The sequence below is a fragment of the Arthrobacter pascens genome (assembly GCF_017052465.1).
Classification (GTDB): domain Bacteria; phylum Actinomycetota; class Actinomycetes; order Actinomycetales; family Micrococcaceae; genus Arthrobacter; species Arthrobacter pascens.
The window spans coordinates 54,494-74,902 of sequence record NZ_JAFHKT010000127.1; the positions used below are offsets into that span (position 1 = coordinate 54,494).

The following is a 20,409-nucleotide window of genomic DNA, read 5'->3' on the forward strand; positions in this document are numbered from 1 at the left end:
CGCCGGGGCGTTGCGGGCTGAGTCAGCGGCCGCCGTCGGAATCCTGTTCCCTGGCCGCCTCGGCGGCCTTGAGCACCACGGCCTCAAGTTCATCCGTGCTGAGCAGTTCCCTGTGGAGGTGCTTGGTGCGGTAGCCGGCCCGGCCCACCATGTGCGCCGAGACCGGCACGGTGAGCAGCTGGAAGATCCAGGCCACCAGCAGTACGGGCCACACCCACCATGTGCGAAGCTGCAGCCCCACGGCAGCCAGCAGCAGGAACAGCCCGAGCACCTGGGGCTTGGTGGCGGCGTGCATGCGGCTCATCAGGTCCGGGAACCGCAGCAGGCCAATCGCCGCTGCAAGGGACATCACCGCCCCCACGATCATGAAGACGGCGGACACCACATCGACGGCGGTATCCACGGCACTGGCATCAGGATTCATTGAGCTGCTCCCGCCGGTCGGCCACGAAGCGCGCCACGGTCACCGAGCCGATAAACCCGATGACCGATACCGCAACGAGCAGCATCAGATTGTTCAGGTGCCTGTTCACGGCCATGTCGATGCACAGTGCCGCGCCCAGGATGGCAAGCAGCACGTCGGCAGCCAGCACGCGGTCCAGCAGCGACGGTCCGCGGGCAATCCGCACGATGGCGCCCGCGGCGGCGAGCGACAACACCACGGCGGTGACGGTCAGGACGAGTTCCATCACGTGGCGGCCTCCAGGTTCAGTGCTTCAAGTTCCTCTTTGGTCCCCATGACGCGGATCAGCCCTGCCTCGGTGTCCCGCACCTCCTTGCGGAGCTTCCGCACGTCGTCGGCGTTCCGGACGTTCAGGCCGTGGATGTACAGCGTGGAGGTTGACCTGTCCACCTCCACCACGAGCGATCCCGGGATCAGGGAGATCACGTGCCCTGTGGCGGTCACCATCAGGTCCGAGTGGCTCCGGAGCGGAACGGCGACGACGGCGTTGGTCACCCTGGGACCCTGCGCCACGGCCAGATAGAAGACCTGGAAGCTGGCGGCCACCACCCGGCCAAGGAACTGCACGGCGAACGGGATGGCGCGAAGGACGCTGAACCGTCCGCTCAGCTCCACCGGCGGCAGGTAGAACAAGCGGGCCACCGCTACGGCGAGCAGGGCTCCGAACAGCAGGTTGCCCGGGGTGAAGTCCTGCCACAAGGCGCCCCAGACGATAACGAGCCACACGAGCAGCGGCAGTTCCTGCCGCAGGGAAATCCTCCTCCGGCTCATTTCCCGCCACCGCCCGGCGCACTGCCGTTGAGGGCGCTGTTGAGGGCAAGGTGCGGTACCGGCGCCTGCTGGCCGAGCACCGCGTGGATATACTCGGATCGGTCCAGCATGGCGTCAGCGGACTGGCCGGCCACCCGGAAGAGCGGGCCGGCGAAGACCGTGAGCGCCACGCCCAGCACCACCAGCCCCAGCGTGGAGCCCACCATCGTCCGGGGCAGCAGGATCAGGCCGCGTTTGCCGGTCCGGAGGCCCGCCGGCGAATCCGTGGCGTCGGCAAGCAGCACGGGGTCGGGATGTTCGGCGTCCTCGGGCTTCCGCCAGAACGCACGGTTCCATACCCGCGCCACCGCCAGCAGTGTCAGCAGGCTCGTCAGCACGCCGCCGACGACGAGCGTGTATGCCAGGGGCGTCCCGAGCTGGATTCCGGCCTGCATGAGGCCGAGCTTGCCAAGGAAACCCGAGAACGGCGGGATGCCTGCGAGGTTCATGGCGGGGACGAAGAACAGCAGTGCCAGAATCGGGGACAGCTTCGCGAGCCCGGCGAGGCGGTCCACTGACGAGCTTCCGCCGCGGCGCTCGATCAGCCCCGTCACGAGGAAGAGGCTGGTCTGGATGGTGATGTGGTGGGCCACGTAGAACACGGCAGCGGCGAGGCCCGCAACGGAGGACATGGCCAGCCCGAACACCATGTAGCCGATGTGGCTGACGAGGGTGAAGGACAGGAGACGCTTGATGTCGCTCTGGGCGATGGCGCCGAGGATTCCCACCACCATGGTCAGCAGGGCGGCGATCATCAGCGGCGTATTGAGCGTGTCGCCCGGGAACAGCAGCGTTTCGGTCCGCACCATGGCGTACACGCCCACCTTGGTCAGCAGGCCCGCGAACACGGCCGTCACGGGGGCCGGTGCCGTGGGATAGGAGTCGGGCAGCCAGAAGGACAGCGGGAACACGGCGGCCTTGATGCCGAACGCCACTAGCAGCATGACGTGCAGGAGCGTCTTGGTTCCCTGGTCTAGCTCGGCCAGTTTGATGGCCAGATCCGCCATGTTGATGGTGCCCGTGGCGCCGTAGATCATGGCGATGGCGATGAGGAACAGCACGGAGGACACCACCGAGACCACCACGTAGGTGACGCCGGCACGGATGCGCGGGCCGGTGCCGCCCAGGGTCATCAGCACGTAGCTGGCTGTCAGCAGGATCTCGAAGCCGACATAAAGATTGAACAGGTCCCCCGACAGGAACGCGTTGGAAACCCCCGCCACGAGGATCAGGTACGTCGGGTGGAAAATCGACAGCGGCGCGTCCTGGTCGCCGTCGGCCATGCCCTGCCCGGTGGCGTACACGAGGACGGCGAGGCTCACCGCGGACGACACCACGAGCATCAGGGAGGAGAACTGGTCCACCACCAGCACGATTCCCCACGGCGGCAGCCACCCGCCGATGTTCACCGCCTCGGTTCCCCCGTTCCAGACCGAGGCGAGCAGCAGGCACTCGAGCAGCAGCGTCAGGGACAGCAGCGCGATGCTCACTGCCCGCTGCGCACGCGAATGCCGGATCAGCACGAACGTCAGGGCCGCGCCCAGGATGGGAAGAACGACGGCGAGCGGGGCCAGGCTTGTCAGGCTCACGTTCCGCCTCCTTCCGGTTTTTTGTCGATGGTGGCGGAACCTGGTTTTTCTTCCCGCGCGGCGGCTTCCCCGGAGATGTCACGGCCACCGGCCGGTACGGGAGAATCCGGGATGGGGGCGTCCGACACTCCCCCGCCGTCGGCGCCGAGCATGGTGAGCGGGAACTCTGACGTTTCCATCGGGATGACGGCGTCGTCCTCGGCATCGAAGCTGGGGGTCGCCGCCACGCGGCGGTCCTCGATGTCGTCCTGGATCTCATCCTGGCGGGCCAGCACCCAGGTCCGGTAGATGATGCCCAGCATGAAGGCCGTGACGGCGAAGGAGATCACGATGGACGTCAGGATCAGGGCCTGCGGCAGGGGATCGTTGTAGGCGGCCGCTTCCGTGTCCTTGCTGTAAAACGGCGCCAGGCCGGCATAGCCGCCGGTGGCCAGGATGAGCAGGTTGGTGGCGTTGGCCAGCAGCATCAGCCCCAGCAGAACGCGGGTGAGGCTGCGTTCGAGGAGGAGGTAAATGCCGCACGCATAGAGGGCACCCATGACGGTCAGCAGGGTGAGGTTGACGCTCATGCCTCTCCCCTCCAGGTGTCCGCGGGGACGGCAGCGGCTTCCCAGTCAGCCGCGGGGTGCACCTCTGCCGGCTCCGCGCGCCGGGACGGCCGGGTGTCCGCGGGCTGTTCCTCGAAATGTTCGTCGATCTCAGCCCCCAGGCTTCGCAGCACATCCAGCACCAGCCCGACCACCACAATGTACACACCCGTGTCGAAGATGGTGGACGTGACAAATTTGATATCTCCGAAGACCGGCAGCCACAACTCGATGATGGCGCTCTGGAACACCTGGCCGCCCAGCAGGAGCGGGGCGACGCCGGACGCCGCGGCCGTTGCGAGGCCCAGGCCCAGCAGCATTCCGGCGCTGATGGGGGTGGCCTCACGAAGCTCGTAGCGGCCGCCGGCCAGGTACCGCAGCGTGAGAGCCAGGCCGGCCATGAGCCCTCCCGCGAATCCGCCGCCGGGAAGGTTATGCCCGGCCAGCAGCAGGTAGAGGGAGAAAATGATCATCGAGTGGAACATGAGCCGCGTAACCACCTCGAAGATGATGGAGCGCCGCTCCGGAGCCAGCGTCCGGCCGGCCACAAGCCATGCGTCCCGGGTGGCGGCGGCGAACTTGCGGGTCAATGCGAGGGCGGCGCCGTCGCGCGAGGACTTGTCCACTCCGCGGCGCCGGCCCACGGTGCCCTCCTCCACCGTGGACGACGCACGGATGCCGTCGCCGCGGCCGCGGAGGAAAATCAGGCTGGCCACTCCCGTTGCGGCGAGGGCCAGCACGGAGATCTCGCCGAACGTGTCCCAGACACGGATGTCCACGAGGGTCACGTTGACGATGTTCAGGCCACCGCCGCCCTCGTACGCCAGCGCCGGAAATTCCAGCGAAACAGGTGTGGCCACCCGGGCGCCCATGGCGTGGATCGCTGCGAAGACCATGGTGGCTCCGAACGCCAGCCCGATGATCACACGGACCACCCGGTACTTGCCGCCCGTGCGGTCCCGCAGCTCTGCCGGGAGGCTCCGCATGGCCAGCACGAACGCCACCAGGATGATGGTTTCCACCAGCATCTGGGTCAGGGCGAGATCCGGCGCTCCCTGCAGGGCGAACATCAGCGCAATGCCGTAGCCGGTCACCGAAACCATGAGCACGGCCAGGAAGCGCTTGTTGGCGCGGACTGCGGCCAGCGCCCCGATCACGATGCCTGCCCCCGCCACGATCTGCAGTGGTGAGTAAGGATCGATGAAGTACAGCCCCTCCGGCAGCGGTTTGTTCGCTGAGACCAGCGCAGCGAGGGGAAGCACGAAGGCCGCGGTCAGGATCACGGCAAGGTAGAAGTACAGCGAACCGCGTTGCGTGCGGCCCGTCAACCAGACGGCCACGTCATCGAGGGCGCCGATGGTCAGCCGGTAGCCGCGGTCTGCGTCGATCCAGTCCGGGACCAGGCTCTGGGCGCGGTCCACCGCCCCGCGGGCGAAGAACATGGCCAGACCGAGGGCAAAGGTGACGGCGGTCAGGCCGAGCGCCGGGGTAAACCCGTGCCACAGCGCAAGGTGGCCGGCGGCACCTGCCTCGGCGCCGGCGTCGGACGCTGCTTCGGTGAAGAGGGCAGCGTACGGCTGGATCCACCCGTCCACGGGCGCCGGCCACAGGCCGTACACGATGGTGAGGACGCTCAGGACCGCAGGGGCTGCGAGGAAGGACGGCTGGATCGGCTTGAACGGGGTGCGGTCCACCCCGGGCTTGACCGCGAAGGCGCCCCACAGGAACCGGGCGCTGTACGCGAAGGTCAGCACTGACCCGAGCACCACGCCGGCGAGGACCACCGCGCCCCACGGCCCGTAGCCCGGCTCGCCCGCAAAGTGGACGAATGCTTCCAGCACCGATTCCTTGGCCACGAAGCCGCCGAGCAGCGGGACCCCGGCCATGGAAGCGGCACCGATGCTGGCCACGACTGCGAGCGCGCGGGAGGACTGGAAGACGCCTGACAGTTTGTTGATGTCGCGGGTGCCGGCCTGGTGGTCGATGATGCCCACCACGAGGAAGAGTGTTGCCTTGAACAGGCCGTGGGCCAGCAGCATGGCGAGGCCTGCCAGGGCAGCGTCAGGCTTGCCCAGCCCCACCACCATGGTGAGGAAGCCGAGCTGGCTGACCGTGCCGTAGGCCAGGATGAGCTTGATGTCGGTCTGCCGCAGGGCACGGTACCCGCCGACCAGCATGGTGGCGAGGCCCAGACCCAGGACCAGCGGCAGCCAGTACGCCGTCTCTGTGAATCCCGGCGCCAGGCGCGCCACGATGTAGACGCCGGCCTTTACCATCGCCGCGGCGTGCAGGTAGGCGCTTACCGGGGTGGGTGCGGCCATGGCGCCCGGGAGCCAGAAGTGGAACGGGACCAGCGCGGATTTGGTCACGGCACCGATGAGAATCAGGACGACGGCGGCGCCAACGGCGCCCGCTGCCGGCCCGGCGACCAGGTCCGGCGCCTGCTCCAGGATGGACGAGATCCGGTACGTTCCGGCGGCGGATCCCAGCATGATGAGGCCAACAAGCATCGCCAGCCCGCCGGCCGTGGTGACCATGAGCGCCTGGAGGGCCGAGCGCCGTGCCGCCAGGCGGGTGCGGGCATAGCCGATCAGGAGGTATGACAGGACGGTGGTGAGTTCCCAGAAGATGAACAGCAGGAGCAGGTCATCGGCCGTGACCAGGCCGAACATGGCCCCGGCGAACGCGAGCAGCTGGGCGCCGAAGCCGCCCAGGTACTGGTCCTTGTTCTTGAAGTAACGGGCGCAGTACAGCAGCACCAGGGCGCCCACACCAAGCACCAGCAGGGACATGACCCACGCCAGGGCGTCCAGGCGGAAGGCGAACTCCATGCCGAGGTCCGGGATCCAGGGGGTGACCTCGCTGGAGTGACCTCCGCTGCCGCTGCCGTGCGGGCCTGCCGTCGCATAGACCGCGCCGTGCTGCAGCAGCAGCCAGATGAATGAGCCGGCGGGTACTGCCGCCAGCGCATAAAAGGAACTCCGGCCAAATTTCCGGAAGATGAACGGCGCCACAGCAGCAACCGCAAAGTGCACGGCAAGGACTGTGATCACTGTTATCTCCGCAAAGTCAGGAATTCGATTATCAAAGTTGGAGCAGGCGGCTAAGAGTCGGGTTCGGTCTGGACAGTTTATCAAGGGGGCACCGACACTTTTCCCTCCGGGCCTGCAGGTGGCGTAGGATTCCGCGGTTCCCCGGGGGCCCTTCCGTCGCGTGTTCGCCGCGGGCGGATAGCATCGGCGTTATGAACTCCGCCACGGCTCCCGAGGCCATGCAGCCGTCATCCGACCTTGAAGCCGGCAACACGGTCTCCAACAAACGGCGCGTCCTGGCATGGGCGGCGTGGGACTGGGGGTCCGCGGCGTTCAACGCCGTCATGACCACCTTCGTTTTCACGGTCTACCTGACGTCCCGGGCGTTCGGCAGCGAAGACCAGGCGTCGGCCGTGCTCGGCGGGGCGCTGGCCATCGCCGGGGCGGCAATTGCCCTGCTGGCTCCGGTTACAGGCCAGCGCTCCGACACCGGCGGCCGGCGGAAGCTGTGGCTGGGAGTCAATACGGCCCTGGTCGCGCTGCTGACCGCGCTGTGCTTTTTCGTGTTTCCCCGCCCGGAGTTTCTGCTGCTGGGGGTTTCGCTGATTGCGCTGGCCAACATCTTCTTCGAATTCGCCGGCGTCAATTACAACGCCATGCTGGCGCAAATTTCCACGCCCGGGAACATCGGCAAGGTCAGCGGTTTTGGCTGGGGCATGGGATACCTCGGCGGAATCGTGGCGCTGCTGATCGTTCTCCAGCTCTTCGTCCAGCCCCGTTTCGAGTGGTTCGGCGCCTCGACGCAGGACAGCCTCAACATCCGGCTCGTGGCAGTGTTCTCCGCCCTGTGGTTCATTATCTTCGCGCTGCCGGTGATGTTCGCGGTGCCGGAACTGCCCAGGCCCCAGCGCAGTGCCCGGCTCGGCATCATTGCGTCCTATGGCCTGCTGGTGCGCCGGATCAAGGCGATCTACCGGACCAGCCCGCACACCATCTTCTTCCTGCTGGCCAGCGCCATCTTCCGGGACGGGCTCGCTGCGGTGTTCACGTTCGGCGGGATCATCGCGGCCGGCACCTTCGGCTTCGAACTGTCGCAGGTGATCTTCTTCGCCATCTTCGGCAACATCGTGGCGGCGGCGGGGGCGATCCTCGGCGGATTCCTGGACGACAGGGTGGGCCCCAAGACCGTGATCCTCGGGTCCCTGGTGGGGCTGCTGGTCGCCGGGACCGCGATCCTGGTGCTCGGCAACGGCAGCTACGTCTTCTTCGGCACGGCCTGGGCGGGGAGCACCACGTTCTGGGTGTTCGGGCTGTTCCTGTGCCTGTTCGTCGGGCCGGCCCAGTCGTCTTCCCGCGCCTACCTGGCCCGGCTGGCTCCGCAGGGCGAATCCGGCGAGCTCTTCGGACTGTACGCAACCACCGGCCGGGCCGTCAGCTTCCTGGCCCCCACGCTGTTTACGATCTGCATCGCCGTAGCCACGCCCCTCGTCGCGGAAGGGGAGGCCCAGCGCTGGGGCATCCTGGGGATCATGGTGGTGCTCCTCGCCGGGCTGCTGGTCCTCCTCCCGGTGAAGCCGCCGAGCGAAGCCAGGATCGCCGTCGTCCCCGCCTCCTAGCGCGAACGGACACTTAAGCCCCCGCCCCGCCCCACCCCTTGGCGCGAACGGACACTTGAGGCCCCTTTTCGCAGCGCAAACGGGGCCTTAAGTGTCCGTTCGCGGATTAGGCTGATGGTATGAACGTGGAAGAGACAGACCTCCCCGGCCTTGGCAGGCGCAAGGACTTCATGACAGCCTCCGGACGGAGGATCGGCGTGGTGGAGCTGCGCGAGGGCCAGACGGAACTGTTCGTCTCCACGTGGGACGATCCCGACACCTGCCAGGCCTCCATTCCACTGACCGGTGATGAAGCCGCCACGCTGGGCAACCTGCTCGGCGGCCAGCATCTGGCCATGAAGCTGACGGAGGCACATAAAGAGGTGCCCGGGATCGTCACGAGGCAGTTCTCGATCACTGCGGACTCGCCGTTCCAAAACCAGCCCATGGGCAAGGCGTGCATCCGCACCCGGTGCGGTGTCTCGATTGTGGCGATCATGCGTGAAGGTGAGGTGGTCCCTTCGCCGGGACCCGACGTCGTTCTTCACACGGGCGACCTGCTGGTCGCTGTCGGCACACAGGAAGGCCTTGATACAGCGGCCGATATCCTGCGCAACGGCTGACCGCGATGGATGAGCTGGCACTGACCCTCATCGAACTGGGGGCCGTCGTGTTCTGCTTAGGCCTCCTGGCCCGGCTCGCCGGGCGGATCGGCATGTCGCCCATCCCGTTATATCTGGTGGGAGGCCTGTTCTTCGGTGCCGGCGGCCTGATGAAGCTCGAAGGCATCCAGAGCTTTGCGCATCTGTCCGGTGAGATCGGTGTGATCCTGCTGCTGTTAATGCTCGGTCTGGAATATTCCGCGCCGGAACTGGTCACCGGAATGCGCCGCTCCTGGCAGGGCGGCGTGTTGGACCTTGTCCTGAATTTCCTGCCCGGGGCGGCCCTCGCCCTGATGCTGGGGTGGGGCGGCGTGGGCGCCATGGTGATGGGCGGCGTCACCTACATCTCTTCCTCCGGCATTGCGGCCAAGGTCATCACCGACCTTGGCCGCATCGGCAACAGGGAAACGCCTGTGGTCCTCTCCATCCTGGTGTTCGAGGACCTGACCATGGCCATATACCTGCCGATCCTCACAGCGACGCTCGCAGGGATCAGCTTCCTCGAGGGCATGCTGACCGTCGCCATTTCATTGGCCGTGGTCACCGTGGTGCTGGCGGTGGCACTCCGGCACGGCCATCACGTCTCCAAGGCGGTGCACAGCGAAAATTCCGAGGTCTTCCTGCTCAACCTGCTCGGTGCCGCGCTCCTCGTGGCAGGCCTGGCGGCTGCGCTGCAGGTGTCGGCCGCTGTGGGTGCGTTCATGCTCGGCATTGCCATTTCCGGGGCCACGGCCGACAGCGCGACGCGGATCCTGGAGCCGCTGCGCGACCTGTTCGCGGCCATCTTCTTCGTGGCCTTCGGCCTGAACACGGACCCCACTTCCATCCCACCGGTGCTGGGCTGGGCGCTCGTCCTTGCCGTGGTCACCACCGCCACGAAGGTGGTCACCGGGGTATGGGCGGCGTGGCGGGCAGGCATTGCGCGGCCCGGCCGCTTCCGCGCAGGAGCTGCCCTCATTGCCCGCGGCGAATTCTCGATCGTCATCGCGGGGCTGGCCGTGGCCTCCGGAGCAGTGTCCGGCGAACTGGCCGCGCTGGCTACGGCCTATGTCCTGATCATGGCGATCCTGGGCCCGCTCGGTGCCCGTTATGTGGAGCCTGTGCTCAAGAAGTTCTCCCGCCCCGCCACCCCCGAAGCGGTGCGGGCCTGACAGAGCTGGCTAAATGTCCGTGCGGTGGAAGTTCAGGTGGCTGCGGCTTGCGGTAGGTCCGCGCTGGCCCTGGTAGCGGTTGCCGTACTCGCCGGAACCGTAGGGGTACTCGGCGGCAGAGGTCAGCCGGAAGAAGCAGAGCTGGCCGATCTTCATGCCCGGCCACAGCTTGATGGGCAGCGTGGCCATGTTGGACAGTTCCAGCGTCACGTGGCCGGAGAAACCGGGGTCGATGAAGCCCGCAGTGGAGTGTGTCAGCAGGCCGAGCCGGCCCAGGGAGGACTTGCCCTCAAGGCGGGCCGCGATGTCGTCCGGAAGGCTGACGGTCTCGTAGGTGGAACCCAGAACGAACTCGCCCGGGTGCAGGATGAACGGCTCGCCCTCCTCCACCTCCACGAGGCGGGTCAATTCGGGCTGTTCCTCGGCAGGGTCGATATGCGCGTACTTGTGGTTGTCGAACAACCGGAAAAAGCGGTCGATCCGGACATCAACCGAGGAAGGCTGCACCATCGCGGAGTCGTACGGGTCCAGGACGATCCGTTCGGAATCAATTTCGGCACGAATGTCGCGGTCAGAGATCAGCACACCTTCAAAAATAGCATCAACCCACCGCCGGGAGCCCCTTGGCTGCAGCCGGAACGCCCGCGGGCGGGGATTCTTGAGCAAACGGCGCTGCCCTGGCTCGGGACACGCGGAGCCGGTGGGCGGCCCGGCCCGGCAACTGCGCTAAGCTAGTTCTGCCCCGGCGGAATCCGGTGCATGCGGCTGTAGCTCAATGGTAGAGCGCTAGCTTCCCAAGCTCGATACGCGGGTTCGATTCCCGTCAGCCGCTCCAGATTGCCGTCCGTGCTGTCATCCCCGCCCGCAAGAGCGCATTAGGTCGCTACCTGTATCGTCGGAAGTCAGGAACCTCTTCGGTTCCGCTACAGGAGCAAACATGGCTGACAAGTCCCCCCGTCAAGCAGCATCCAAGAAATCCGGCAAATCCATCAAGGAAAAGCGCGCTGACAAAAAGGCCGCCGCGGCGCCGGCCAGCTCACTGGACAAGACGAGCGCGAAACCGATGCCGGCAAAGAAGAAGTGACCCGCCCGCCGAACCATCTCACCTTGGGGGTTGTTTCCTCCTCACGAAAACCCGACGAACGCCGCCTGGCCCTGCATCCCCGTCACCTTGAGCGGATCGCACCCGAGCTGCGCCACCGAATGATCCTTGAACATGGCTATGGAGAACGCTTCGGCTATTCCGATGCCCAGCTCGCTCCGCTGGTGGGCCGCATGGCCAGCCGCGACCAGCTGGTGGCCGAGGCCGATGTCGTCCTCCTGCCGAAGCCGCAGCCGCAGGACCTCGCCGAACTCCGCGACGGCCAGACACTGTGGGGCTGGCCGCACTGCGTCCAGGACCGTGCCATCACCCAACTGGCCATCGACAAGAAGCTCACGCTCATCGCCTTCGAGGCCATGAACCATTGGGCCAGCGACGGCGGTTTCGGCTTGCATGTGTTCCACAAGAACAACGAAATGGCCGGATACTCCTCCGTCATTCACGCACTTGCCCTCACCGGCTGCACGGGCGACTACGGGCGCCGTCTCAGCGCAGTCGTGATCGGCTTCGGCGCCACGGCCCGCGGAGCTGTCACGGCACTGAACGCGCACGGCATCCACGACGTCCAGGTCCTCACCAACCGTGGGGTCGCCGCCGTCGGGTCCCCCATCCACTCGGTGCGGATCACTCAGTTCGACCACGACGCCCAGGCGCCTTTCCTCAGCCAGGTAATCACTGAGCGCGGCCGCGTCCCGCTGGCGCCGTTCCTGGCCGAGAGCGACATCGTGGTCAACTGCACCCTCCAGGACCCCAACAACCCGCTGACCTACCTGCAGGAGGACGACCTGGCCGCGTTCAAGCCGGGCAGCCTGATTGTGGACGTCTCCTGCGACGAAGGCATGGGTTTCAGCTGGGCCAAGAGCACCACGTTCGCCGAGCCCATGTTCACTGTGGGTGACCGCATCTCGTACTACGCCGTGGACCACAGCCCGTCCTACCTGTGGAACTCCTCCAGCTGGGAAATCAGCGAGGCGCTCCTGCCGTTCCTGGAAACCGTGATGTCCGGACCGGAAGCATGGTTGGGGAACGAGACCATCAGCCGTGCTATTGAAATCCGCGACGGCGTGGTCCTTAACCAGAGCGTTCTCGAGTTCCAGGGGCGCGAGGCAGAGCACCCGCACGCGTTCGCGGGAAGCTAGCCCTTACGCTGCCCGCTGCACCACCCGCAGCAGGCGCCGCCGGTCCCGGAAGTCCACCCTGAGCTGCAGCTCACCTTTGCGGGCCAGCACGACGGCGACTGTCGCCGCCGCGAGCGCCGGCACCCCGCCCGCCACCAGCAGTGCTGCATGCGGGTCGAGGTGTTCGGCGATGCTTCCAATCATGGGCCCGCCGATGGCCTGGCCGCCGATCAGCACCATGATGTACAGGCTCATCACCCGGCCGCGGATCCCCATGTTGGAGCTGATCTGGACGAGCTGATTGGACGCCGTGAGGAACATCAGGCACCAGAAGCCGGAGAGCACCATGGCCGCGCCGAACCACACGACGGACGGTGCGAAGGCGGACAGGCACAGCATGAGGCCGTACATTCCGGCGCCGAGGATCACCGACCGCAGCCGGAGCCGGCGCCGCCGCGTGGAGGCCACGGCGCCCGCCAGCGCTCCCAACGCGACCAGCGCGTTCAGCATGCCGTAGCCGCCGGCGCCGATGCCGTAGACCCGGTCGGCAAAGGCGGCGAGCACCACCGGCAGGCTCATGGCGAATACGGCGATGAACCCGGCCATCAGCCACGGCCAGTAGATGGTGGGTTTGCTGAGGGCGTACCGCAGCCCTTCCCGGAGCATGCCCTTGCGTTTAGGGGCCGGCGTGCTGACATACAGCTCGTCCTTGCGCAGGAGCAGCAGCATGGCCACCGTGGAGCAGCAGGCCGCGGCGTTGCCCGCGAAAGCCCAGCCCGCCCCGACTGCGGTGAGCAGCGCCCCCGCCAGGGCGGGACCGATCAGCCCGCCCAGCTGGAACGTTGTGGAGTTCACGCTGATGGCGTTGCGCAGGTACTGCGGCCCCACGAGCTCGTGGACAAACACCTGCCGCGCCGGCTGGTCCAGCACCGTCACCAGGCCCAGCACGAACGCGATGGCATACACGTGCCAGACCTCGATGGCTCCGCTGAGCGCGAGGACGGCGAGGGCGGCGGCCAGGAGAGCCGCGACGGACTGGCACAGGATGAGGATCCTGCGCTTCGCGAAGCGGTCGGCCACCATCCCGCCCCACGGCCCCAGCACCAGGGCCGGCAGGAACTGCAGCGCCACTGTGATGCCGACGGCGGTGACGGAGCCGGAGAGCTGGAGCACCAGCCAGTCCTGCGCAATCCGCTGCATCCAGATCGCGACGACGGCCACGAAGTGCCCCACCGCGAAGATCCGGAAGTTGGGTACGCGCAGGGAGATGAACGTGTGGCGCCACGGGAGGCGTTCACTGATGACGGCGACGGGCAGGGTGGCGGGGGCCGTTGACGGCGGTGGCGGTGTCACGGAAAGTCCTCAGGAGATCGGGCTGGCGGGATGCCTTCAACGCTATGGTTGGCGCCCGCGATTATGGAAGACTATTGCTTCTATAACTACCATTGCGGAATGCAATGACAAGGGAGTGCGCATGTTCGAACCGGCCCAGCTCCGGTCGTTCCTGGCCGTTGCGGAAACGCTCAGCTTCACCAAGGCCGCGGACCGTCTGGGTCTCGCCCAGCCCACGGTCAGCCAGCACGTGCGCAAACTGGAGACGGCGGCGAAGCGGGTGCTGATCTCCCGCGACACCCGTGACGTCCGGCTGACGGACAACGGGGACGCCATGGCCGGATTCGCCCGGAACATCCTCTCGGCCCATGACGCCGCTGCGCGCTACTTCTCGGGCTCAGCGATGCGGGGACGCCTGCGGTTCGGTACCGCCGACGACCTTGCCATCACCGGACTGCCCCGCATCCTCAGGGAGTTCCGGCAGGTCTACCCGCAGATCAACCTGGAGCTCACCGTTGGCCAAAGCGACCAGCTGTACAAACGGCTCAACTCCGGGCAGCTGGACCTCGTGTTCGTGAAGTGGGTGGCAGGAGCGAAGGACGGCACCGTGGTCCAGCATGACTCCTTTTCGTGGGTGGGCCTGGAGCAGACCACGCTGGAACCGGGCTCCCCCGTCCCGCTGATCGCGTACCCCTCGCCGAGCCTGAGCCGCAAGCTCGCCATCGACGCCCTGGAATCCGCCGGCCGGACCTGGCGCATCACCTGTACAACCAAGCAGATCAGCGGCGTGCTCGCGGCCGTACGCGCGGGAATCGGCGTCGCCGTCATGCCGTCCTCGCTGGTGCCCGAGGACCTGAAAGTCATCACGCGCCGCTTTGAACTGCCGCCCGTGGGCGACGTGGATTTCACCCTGATCCGGAACCCGCTTGCCAACGCCGAGGTCATCGATGCACTCACCCAGACCATCATGGGACGGACGCTCAAGAAGCAGGTTTGAACCCTGCCGTAACCGGGTACGGGCAGAAAATCATTGATAACGGTTCGCAGCTCGCTTATGCTGTGACTGTTGGAGGTCATGCAGCGGCTGAGAACAGTCATTCGATGACGAATATATCCTGCAACGACGCGGGCCATATTCGGGATAGGCACGCCGTGACCACAGCCGCAAACCGCCATTTCCCCCGCCACTCCATGACAGTGGACACCGAGTACGTCGCCAAGCCGAACTGCGACAAGTGCGGAACAGACGAGTTCATCTACCTTGAGTCTTTCGTTCCCCCCAAGTATCGCCAGGACGGCACCGTCAGAACACTGGGCGAAGCCGCCTACACCTGCACGCGGTGCGAGGAATTTTCCGCCCACAGCGTCCCCTCGTCCTGGGCACCCCCGGGCTGGTACCTGGGCTAGGCCCGGGCAAATCAACAGGCCAGGTCTCACAACAGGGTCTCATCACCAATATCGCAAAAACTGGCGGGCACCGGATGGTGCCCGCCAGTTTCTTGTGTGGCTTGCTGCTGCGCCGGCCGCGGACCAAAGGACCCGCGGCCGGCAGCTGCTAGATCAGCGAATCGGACAGGTGGTTCGGCGTACCGAACCGGTGCGCCGTGATGCTGACGGCCTGCTCGTGCAGGAAGGGCAGCAGCTCAACGCGGCCGGCCTCCGTCACCTCGTGCGGGTAGATGGCAATATCCGGACGGCCGCCGGTTGCCTCGGCCAGGGCGGTGGCGGACCCGCCGATCAGGCGGATGCGCGCCCCGGACAGCTTGCCGGCGGAGGCAAGCCTGCCGGCAGAAGCCAGCCATGCGGCGTCGTCTTCTACCGTCACCGGGATGTCCAGTCCGGTCAGCACCGCGCGGAGCTGTGCCGGAAGTGCGACGCCGGAGGAGACGGTCAGCGGCGAACCGGCAAGGACGCCGGCAGCCACCGTGCGGACGAGCGCACGGAGGGGCTCGCCGTCGGACAGCCGGACGGTGACCGGAAGCGTCCGGTACCGGAAGATGTTGCGCTCGGCGCTCAGTGCGGAGACATCCTTGGCCGTGCCAAATTCGTCAGCCCAGGCGAGGGCGTCGGAACCGAGTGCACGCTCCAGCGACCCCAGCGCTGCCGGGTCAAGCTCGCCCTGCACGGCGTCGACGAGGCGGCGAACGCCGGGGTGGGTGATCCGGGCAGTTGCGCCCTGCGAGTTCTCCCTGCTGGTCCACGCACCCAGGCCGACAAGGTAGTTGGGTCCGCCGGCCTTCGTGCCGGCGCCAACGGCCGACTTCTTCCAGCCGCCGAAGGGCTGGCGCTGCACGATGGCCCCGGTGATGCCGCGGTTCACGTACAGGTTGCCGGCCTGGATGGTGTCGAGCCACAGGCCGAGCTCCTCGGTGTCGAGGGAGTGCAGGCCCGCGGTGAGGCCGTAGTCCACTTCGTTCTGGATGGCGATGGCCTCCTCCAGGGTTTCGGCGGTCATGACGCCCAGCACCGGGCCGAAGAATTCGGTCAGGTGGAAGTAGGATCCGCGCTTGACGCCGTAGCGCATGCCCGGGCTCCACAGCCGGCCGGTGCTGTCCAGCTTGCGGGGTTCCACGGCCCAGTTCTCGCCGTCACCCAGGGTGGTGAGCGCGTTGAGGAGCTTGCCGTTGGCGGGCTCGATGATGGGGCCCATCTGGCTCGTCGGGTCCTCCGGGTAGCCCACCTTCAGCGAGGTCACGGCGTCGATCAGCTGGTTGTGGAACCGCTTCGACTTCGCCACGGAGCCCACCAGGATCACCAGTGAGGCCGCGGAGCACTTCTGTCCGGCGTGGCCGAAGGCGGAGTACGCCACGTCCTTGGCCGCGAGGTCGAGGTCCGCGCTGGGGGTGACGATGATGGCGTTCTTGCCGCTGGTTTCCGCCAGGAGCGGCAGGTCCTTGCGGAAGGAGCGGAACAGCTCTGCCGTCTCGTAGCCGCCCGTAAGGATCACGCGGTCCACGGCCGGGTGCGAGATCAGCTGCTTGCCGAGCTCACGCTCGCCCAGCTGCACCATGGTCAGCACGTCGCGGGGAATCCCGGCCTCCCACAGCGCCTCGATCATCACGGCGCCGCTGCGGCGGGCCTGCTTGGCGGGCTTGATCACGACGGCGGAACCGGCGGCAAGCGCCGCCAGCACCGAACCGGCGGGAATGGCCACCGGGAAGTTCCACGGCGGGGTCACCAGGGTGAGCTTGGCCGGCACGAAGGTGGCGCCGTCGACGTCGTCCAGTTTGCGGGCGGACTCGGCGTAGTAATGCGCGAAGTCAACGGCCTCGCTGACCTCGGGGTCGCCCTGGTCGAGGGTCTTGCCCGTTTCACTGGCCATGACCTCGAGCAGGTCGGCGCGGCGGGCTTCCAGCAGGTCGCCGGCGCGGTGCAGGATCTCCGCACGCTCGGCGCCGGACAGCGCGCCCCAGGCCTTGCCCTTTTCGACGGCGGTTTCGATCACGGTGTTGAGAGTGTCCGCGTCCGTGATGGTTGCGGCTTCGACGGAGGCATTGCCCAGCGTCGAGGACGGAACGCGGTCCAGGATGGCCCGGCCCCAGTCACGGTTGGCGGGCAGCGACGGATCGGTGTCCGGGGTGTTTTCGAAGTGGTCGCGCGGCATGGGCACGGCCGGGAGGTTGCGGTTCTGCTGGCGGCTCGGCGGCGGGACCTCGTCGTCGAGTTCTGCCAGCGAGGCGAGGAAGCGCTGCTTCTCGCGCTCGAACAGGGCTTCGTTTTCGCTGAGCTCGAAGACGGCGGACATGAAGTTTTCCTGGCTGGCGCCCTCTTCGAGGCGGCGGATCAGGTAGGCGATGGCGACGTCGAACTCAGCCGGGTGCACCACCGGTGTGTAGAGGAGCAGGGAACCGACGTCCTTCTTCACGGCTTCGGCCTGGCCCTGGGCCATCCCGAGCAGCATTTCGAACTCGATGCCGGATTCCACGCCGCGCTGCTTGGCGAGCAGCCACGAGAAGGCGATGTCGAAGAGGTTGTGGCCGGCCACGCCGATCCGGATGTTCCTGATGCGGTCCGGGTGCAGCGCATAGTTGATCACGCGCTTGTAGTTGGTGTCCGATTCCTGCTTGCTGCCGCAGGTGGCCAGCGGCCAGTCGTGGAGGGAGGATTCGACCTGTTCCATGGGCAGGTTGGCGCCCTTGACGACGCGGACCTTGATGGCGGCGCCGCCATCGGCGCGGCGGGCAGCCGCCCAGTCCTGCAGGCGGATCATGGCGGACAGCGCGTCCGGGAGGTAGGCCTGCAGTACGATGCCGGCCTCGAGGTTCTTGAACTCGGGCTTGTCCAGGATTCTGGTGAAGACCGCAATGGTCATATCCAGGTCCTTGTATTCCTCCATGTCCAGGTTGATGAACTTCGCCTTCTGCGCGGCGCCGGCGTAGGAGGCGGCGCGTGCGAACAGCGGGGTGAGCCGCTCAACGACGTGCTCCACGGCCTCGTCGAATCCCCAGGCCGAGTGCGGGGCCACGGTGGAGGACACCTTGATGGACACATAGTCCACGTCGGGCCGGGCCAGCAGGGTGTGCGTGCCTTCGAGCCGGCGGGATGCCTCGTGCTCGCCCAGGACTGCCTCACCGAGGAGGTTGACGTTCAGCTTGATGCCGTCCTTGCGGATTTTGGCGATGGCCGGCCCCAGCTTGGCATCGGTGGCGTCGACGATGAGGTGGCCCACCATTTCGCGCAGGACGCGGCGGGCGATCGGAATGACGACGTTCGGGAGGACCGGCGCCATGGTGCCGCCGAGGCGGACGGCGCTGCGCATGTGCCAGGGCAGGAAGGCCGGAACCTTCGGCGCCAGGGCCGCAAGGTTCCGGGCTGCGACTTTGAGGTCCTCGGGACGGACCACGCCGTCCACGAAGCCAACCGTGAAGTCCAGGCCGTTCGGGTCCTTCAGGACACCGGCGAGCTGTTCCGCGGAAGCGTCCGCCGGAATCTTGGCCGCTTCCGTCAGCCACCGGCGCACCAGCGCGATGGCTTCGTTGGACAGGGACGCCGCTTCGGCGACGTGGGAACCCGCAGGGCGGGTAGCGACGGCGCCGGTCTCAGCGGCGTCCTTGCCTGCAGAAACACGGTGATCCGTTGCGATGTGGGTCATGGCTTGTTCTCGTTCTTTCCGTGGTTAGTGAGCGTCTTATTCATCAGTATGGGCTTCAACTCACGTAAGATAAAGCGACCTTTCCTGAGCGATACAGGTTAGAAAAACCGATCATTTGCCAGAGCCGTTCCGGCCCCGGAAAATCCCCGCCGGCCACCCCCGACGCTCCCTCACCTTTCGCCGCCTCCCCGCCCGACGCTCCCTCACCTTTCGCCGCCTCCCGGCCCGACGCTCCCTCACCTTTCGCCGCGAAACGACGAACCCTCCCTCACCAACGGGTGAGGGAGGGTTCGCATATGGCGCCCCAAAAGTGAGGGAGCGTTGCGGAAATGGCCGCAGTAAGTGGGGGAGAGTGGAACTACACGGGGGTGTGCATCTCCACGGCCTCGTCGTGCCTGGGGCTGTTCGGGTTCATCAGGGAGTGCCTGCGGCCGTAGCCGAAGTAGATGACAAGGCCAATGACAAGCCAGACACCGAACCGCGCCCACGTTTCCCAGTGGAGCTGGAACATGAGGAAGGCTGAGGCCAAGACGCCGAAGGCCGGGACCAGGGGCATCAGCGGCAGGCGGAACTCCCGCGGCGCGTCGGGCTTCTTGTAGCGGAACACAATGACCGCAAAGCAGACCACTACGAAGGCGGCGAGAATACCGATGTTGGTGAGATCGGCAACGGCCTTGATGGGGAAGACGCCGGCCAGCAGTGCGGACGCGACGCCCGCGATCCACGTGACGCGCTGGGGCGTGCCGTGGTGGTCCGTCTTGGAGAACCAGCCCGGAAGCAGACCGTCGCGGCTCATGGAGAACCAGACACGGGTCACGCCCAGGAGGAACGTGAGCATGACGGTGAGGATGGACAGCACGGCAAAGACGGAGATGATGGTGGCAATGACCGGCAGGCCGACTCCGGTGAATGCCGAGGCGAACCCGGCAGCCGGGTCAATGTCCTGGTAGTTCTGCATTCCCGTCAGGACAAGGGTGGCTGCAACATACAGGAGCATGGCAATGATAAGGGACAGGATGATGGCCTTGGGCATGTGCTTCTTGCCGTCGGTTGCTTCTTCCGCCGCCGTACTCATGGCGTCGTAGCCGAACACGGCAAAGAAGACGGTGGCAGCGCCTGCGAAGACCGGCCCAATGCCGCTGGGCATGAACGGGTTGAAGTTATCGGCGTTGATGTAGAAGACGCCCAGCCCGATGATGAACAGGATGAGGACCACCTTGATGGCCACCGCCACGAGCTCAAACCGCCCAAAGGCCTTGGTTCCGCGCGACAGGATCCAGGTGACCAGCAGGCAGACCAGGATGGCGGGGATGTTGACGATGCCGCCCTTGCCCTCATCCGGGGTCGAGGTCATCCAGACAGGCATCTGGACGCCGATGCCGGACAAGAAGGCATCGAAGTAGCCGGAGATGCCAATGGCCACCACCGCCACGATGGCAATGTATTCCAGCAGGAGGTCCCAGCCGATGAACCAGCCGATCACTTCACCGAGTGCCACGTAGCCGTAGGTGTACGCGGAGCCGGCGCGGGGGATCATGCCGGCGAACTCAGCGTAGGAAAGGGCCGCGGCAGCTGAGGCCAGGCCGGCAATCAGGAAGGAAAACAGAACCGCGGGGCCGACGCCGGGCGTGCCCTCGCTGCCGTGGGCCACGAGCCCTGCCAGCGAAAAGATACCGACGCCGATAATGCCGCCGACGCCGATGGCAGTGAGCTGCCACAGTCCGAGGGACTTGAAGAGGCCGCTGTGCTTGTTCTCGATTTCGATGTCATCAATGGGCTTGCGCCTAAGGATGGACTGGGTGGGATCTTTAGTTGTCATACGGGGACTCCTGCGTAGGTGCGGCCCCATCATCCGCCCTGTGATGGGGGTAACACT

General features: G+C 66.5%; 17 protein-coding genes and 1 tRNA gene. 8 read left to right on the top strand and 10 right to left on the bottom strand.

Annotation, left to right across the window (positions count from 1 at the left end; all coding sequences use genetic code 11):
• Positions 1 to 22: 22 nt before the first annotated feature.
• From mnhG to JYA52_RS08230, 6 genes are read right to left on the bottom strand one after another with little or no spacing between them, the layout of a single operon-like run.
• Positions 23 to 424, bottom strand: coding sequence for a monovalent cation/H(+) antiporter subunit G (gene mnhG, locus JYA52_RS08205; protein ID WP_205652714.1), 402 nt, complete (start codon positions 422 to 424; stop codon positions 23 to 25).
• The gene (locus JYA52_RS08210; RefSeq protein WP_205652715.1) at positions 414 to 692 is read right to left on the bottom strand and encodes an MrpF/PhaF family protein; all 279 of its coding nucleotides are present in this window, start codon (positions 690 to 692) and stop codon (positions 414 to 416) included. Before JYA52_RS08210 ends, mnhG begins: the two co-directional genes overlap by 11 nt.
• On the bottom strand, positions 689 to 1,234 hold the full coding sequence (locus tag JYA52_RS08215) for a Na+/H+ antiporter subunit E (RefSeq protein WP_205652716.1): 546 nt from the start codon (positions 1,232 to 1,234) through the stop codon (positions 689 to 691). Before JYA52_RS08215 ends, JYA52_RS08210 begins: the two co-directional genes overlap by 4 nt.
• The gene (locus JYA52_RS08220) at positions 1,231 to 2,862 is read right to left on the bottom strand and encodes a Na+/H+ antiporter subunit D (RefSeq protein WP_205652717.1); all 1,632 of its coding nucleotides are present in this window, start codon (positions 2,860 to 2,862) and stop codon (positions 1,231 to 1,233) included. The genes JYA52_RS08215 and JYA52_RS08220 overlap by 4 nt, the downstream gene beginning before the upstream one ends.
• Positions 2,859 to 3,431 carry a Na(+)/H(+) antiporter subunit C gene (locus tag JYA52_RS08225; RefSeq protein ID WP_205652718.1) on the bottom strand — a complete coding sequence of 191 codons (573 nt, stop codon included), beginning with the start codon at positions 3,429 to 3,431 and terminating at the stop codon, positions 2,859 to 2,861. The genes JYA52_RS08220 and JYA52_RS08225 overlap by 4 nt, the downstream gene beginning before the upstream one ends.
• Complete coding sequence (locus tag JYA52_RS08230) at positions 3,428 to 6,502, bottom strand: Na+/H+ antiporter subunit A (protein WP_205652719.1); 3,075 nt, start codon at positions 6,500 to 6,502, stop codon at positions 3,428 to 3,430. The genes JYA52_RS08225 and JYA52_RS08230 overlap by 4 nt, the downstream gene beginning before the upstream one ends.
• A gap of 191 nt (positions 6,503 to 6,693) precedes the next feature.
• Between JYA52_RS08230 and JYA52_RS08235 the strand changes: the two genes are divergently transcribed.
• The 3 genes from JYA52_RS08235 to JYA52_RS08245 all read left to right on the top strand — a co-directional run bounded on the left by JYA52_RS08235 (position 6,694) and on the right by JYA52_RS08245 (position 9,889).
• On the top strand, positions 6,694 to 8,097 hold the full coding sequence (locus JYA52_RS08235; RefSeq protein WP_205652720.1) for an MFS transporter: 1,404 nt from the start codon (positions 6,694 to 6,696) through the stop codon (positions 8,095 to 8,097).
• Between the two features lie 119 nt (positions 8,098 to 8,216).
• A complete protein-coding gene (locus tag JYA52_RS08240; RefSeq protein ID WP_205652721.1) occupies positions 8,217 to 8,699 on the top strand; it encodes a cation:proton antiporter regulatory subunit in 483 nt (160 codons plus the stop codon).
• 5 nt (positions 8,700 to 8,704) lie between these two features.
• Complete coding sequence (locus JYA52_RS08245; protein WP_205652722.1) at positions 8,705 to 9,889, top strand: cation:proton antiporter; 1,185 nt, start codon at positions 8,705 to 8,707, stop codon at positions 9,887 to 9,889.
• Positions 9,890 to 9,898: 9 nt separating this feature from the next.
• Here JYA52_RS08245 and dcd read toward each other — a convergent pair whose 3' ends face one another.
• Complete coding sequence (dcd, locus tag JYA52_RS08250; RefSeq protein WP_205652723.1) at positions 9,899 to 10,474, bottom strand: dCTP deaminase; 576 nt, start codon at positions 10,472 to 10,474, stop codon at positions 9,899 to 9,901.
• Positions 10,475 to 10,650: 176 nt separating this feature from the next.
• Here dcd and JYA52_RS08255 point away from each other — a divergent pair.
• The 3 genes from JYA52_RS08255 (at position 10,651) to JYA52_RS08265 (ending at position 12,130) form a co-directional block, all read left to right on the top strand.
• A tRNA-Gly gene (locus tag JYA52_RS08255) sits at positions 10,651 to 10,724 on the top strand.
• Positions 10,725 to 10,826: 102 nt separating this feature from the next.
• Positions 10,827 to 10,973 (top strand): hypothetical protein, encoded by a 147-nt coding sequence (locus JYA52_RS08260; RefSeq protein ID WP_205652724.1) that lies wholly within the window; start codon positions 10,827 to 10,829, stop codon positions 10,971 to 10,973.
• Complete coding sequence (locus JYA52_RS08265) at positions 10,970 to 12,130, top strand: N(5)-(carboxyethyl)ornithine synthase (protein WP_205652725.1); 1,161 nt, start codon at positions 10,970 to 10,972, stop codon at positions 12,128 to 12,130. Before JYA52_RS08260 ends, JYA52_RS08265 begins: the two co-directional genes overlap by 4 nt.
• Positions 12,131 to 12,133: 3 nt before the next feature.
• On the opposite strand, the gene JYA52_RS08270 is transcribed toward JYA52_RS08265, so the two are convergent.
• Positions 12,134 to 13,462, bottom strand: coding sequence for an MFS transporter (locus JYA52_RS08270; RefSeq protein WP_205652726.1), 1,329 nt, complete (start codon positions 13,460 to 13,462; stop codon positions 12,134 to 12,136).
• A gap of 121 nt (positions 13,463 to 13,583) precedes the next feature.
• On the opposite strand from JYA52_RS08270, the gene JYA52_RS08275 reads away from it, so the two are divergent.
• Positions 13,584 to 14,438 carry a LysR substrate-binding domain-containing protein gene (locus tag JYA52_RS08275; protein WP_205652727.1) on the top strand — a complete coding sequence of 285 codons (855 nt, stop codon included), beginning with the start codon at positions 13,584 to 13,586 and terminating at the stop codon, positions 14,436 to 14,438.
• A gap of 155 nt (positions 14,439 to 14,593) precedes the next feature.
• Positions 14,594 to 14,848: a hypothetical protein gene (locus tag JYA52_RS08280; protein WP_307869339.1), complete on the top strand. Its 255-nt coding sequence runs from the start codon at positions 14,594 to 14,596 to the stop codon at positions 14,846 to 14,848.
• Between the two features lie 148 nt (positions 14,849 to 14,996).
• Here JYA52_RS08280 and JYA52_RS08285 read toward each other — a convergent pair whose 3' ends face one another.
• Both JYA52_RS08285 and JYA52_RS08290 read right to left on the bottom strand, forming a co-directional pair.
• Positions 14,997 to 18,533 (bottom strand): bifunctional proline dehydrogenase/L-glutamate gamma-semialdehyde dehydrogenase, encoded by a 3,537-nt coding sequence (locus JYA52_RS08285; protein WP_205652728.1) that lies wholly within the window; start codon positions 18,531 to 18,533, stop codon positions 14,997 to 14,999.
• Positions 18,534 to 18,891: 358 nt separating this feature from the next.
• Complete coding sequence (locus JYA52_RS08290; RefSeq protein WP_205652729.1) at positions 18,892 to 20,352, bottom strand: amino acid permease; 1,461 nt, start codon at positions 20,350 to 20,352, stop codon at positions 18,892 to 18,894.
• Positions 20,353 to 20,409 lie beyond the last annotated feature (57 nt).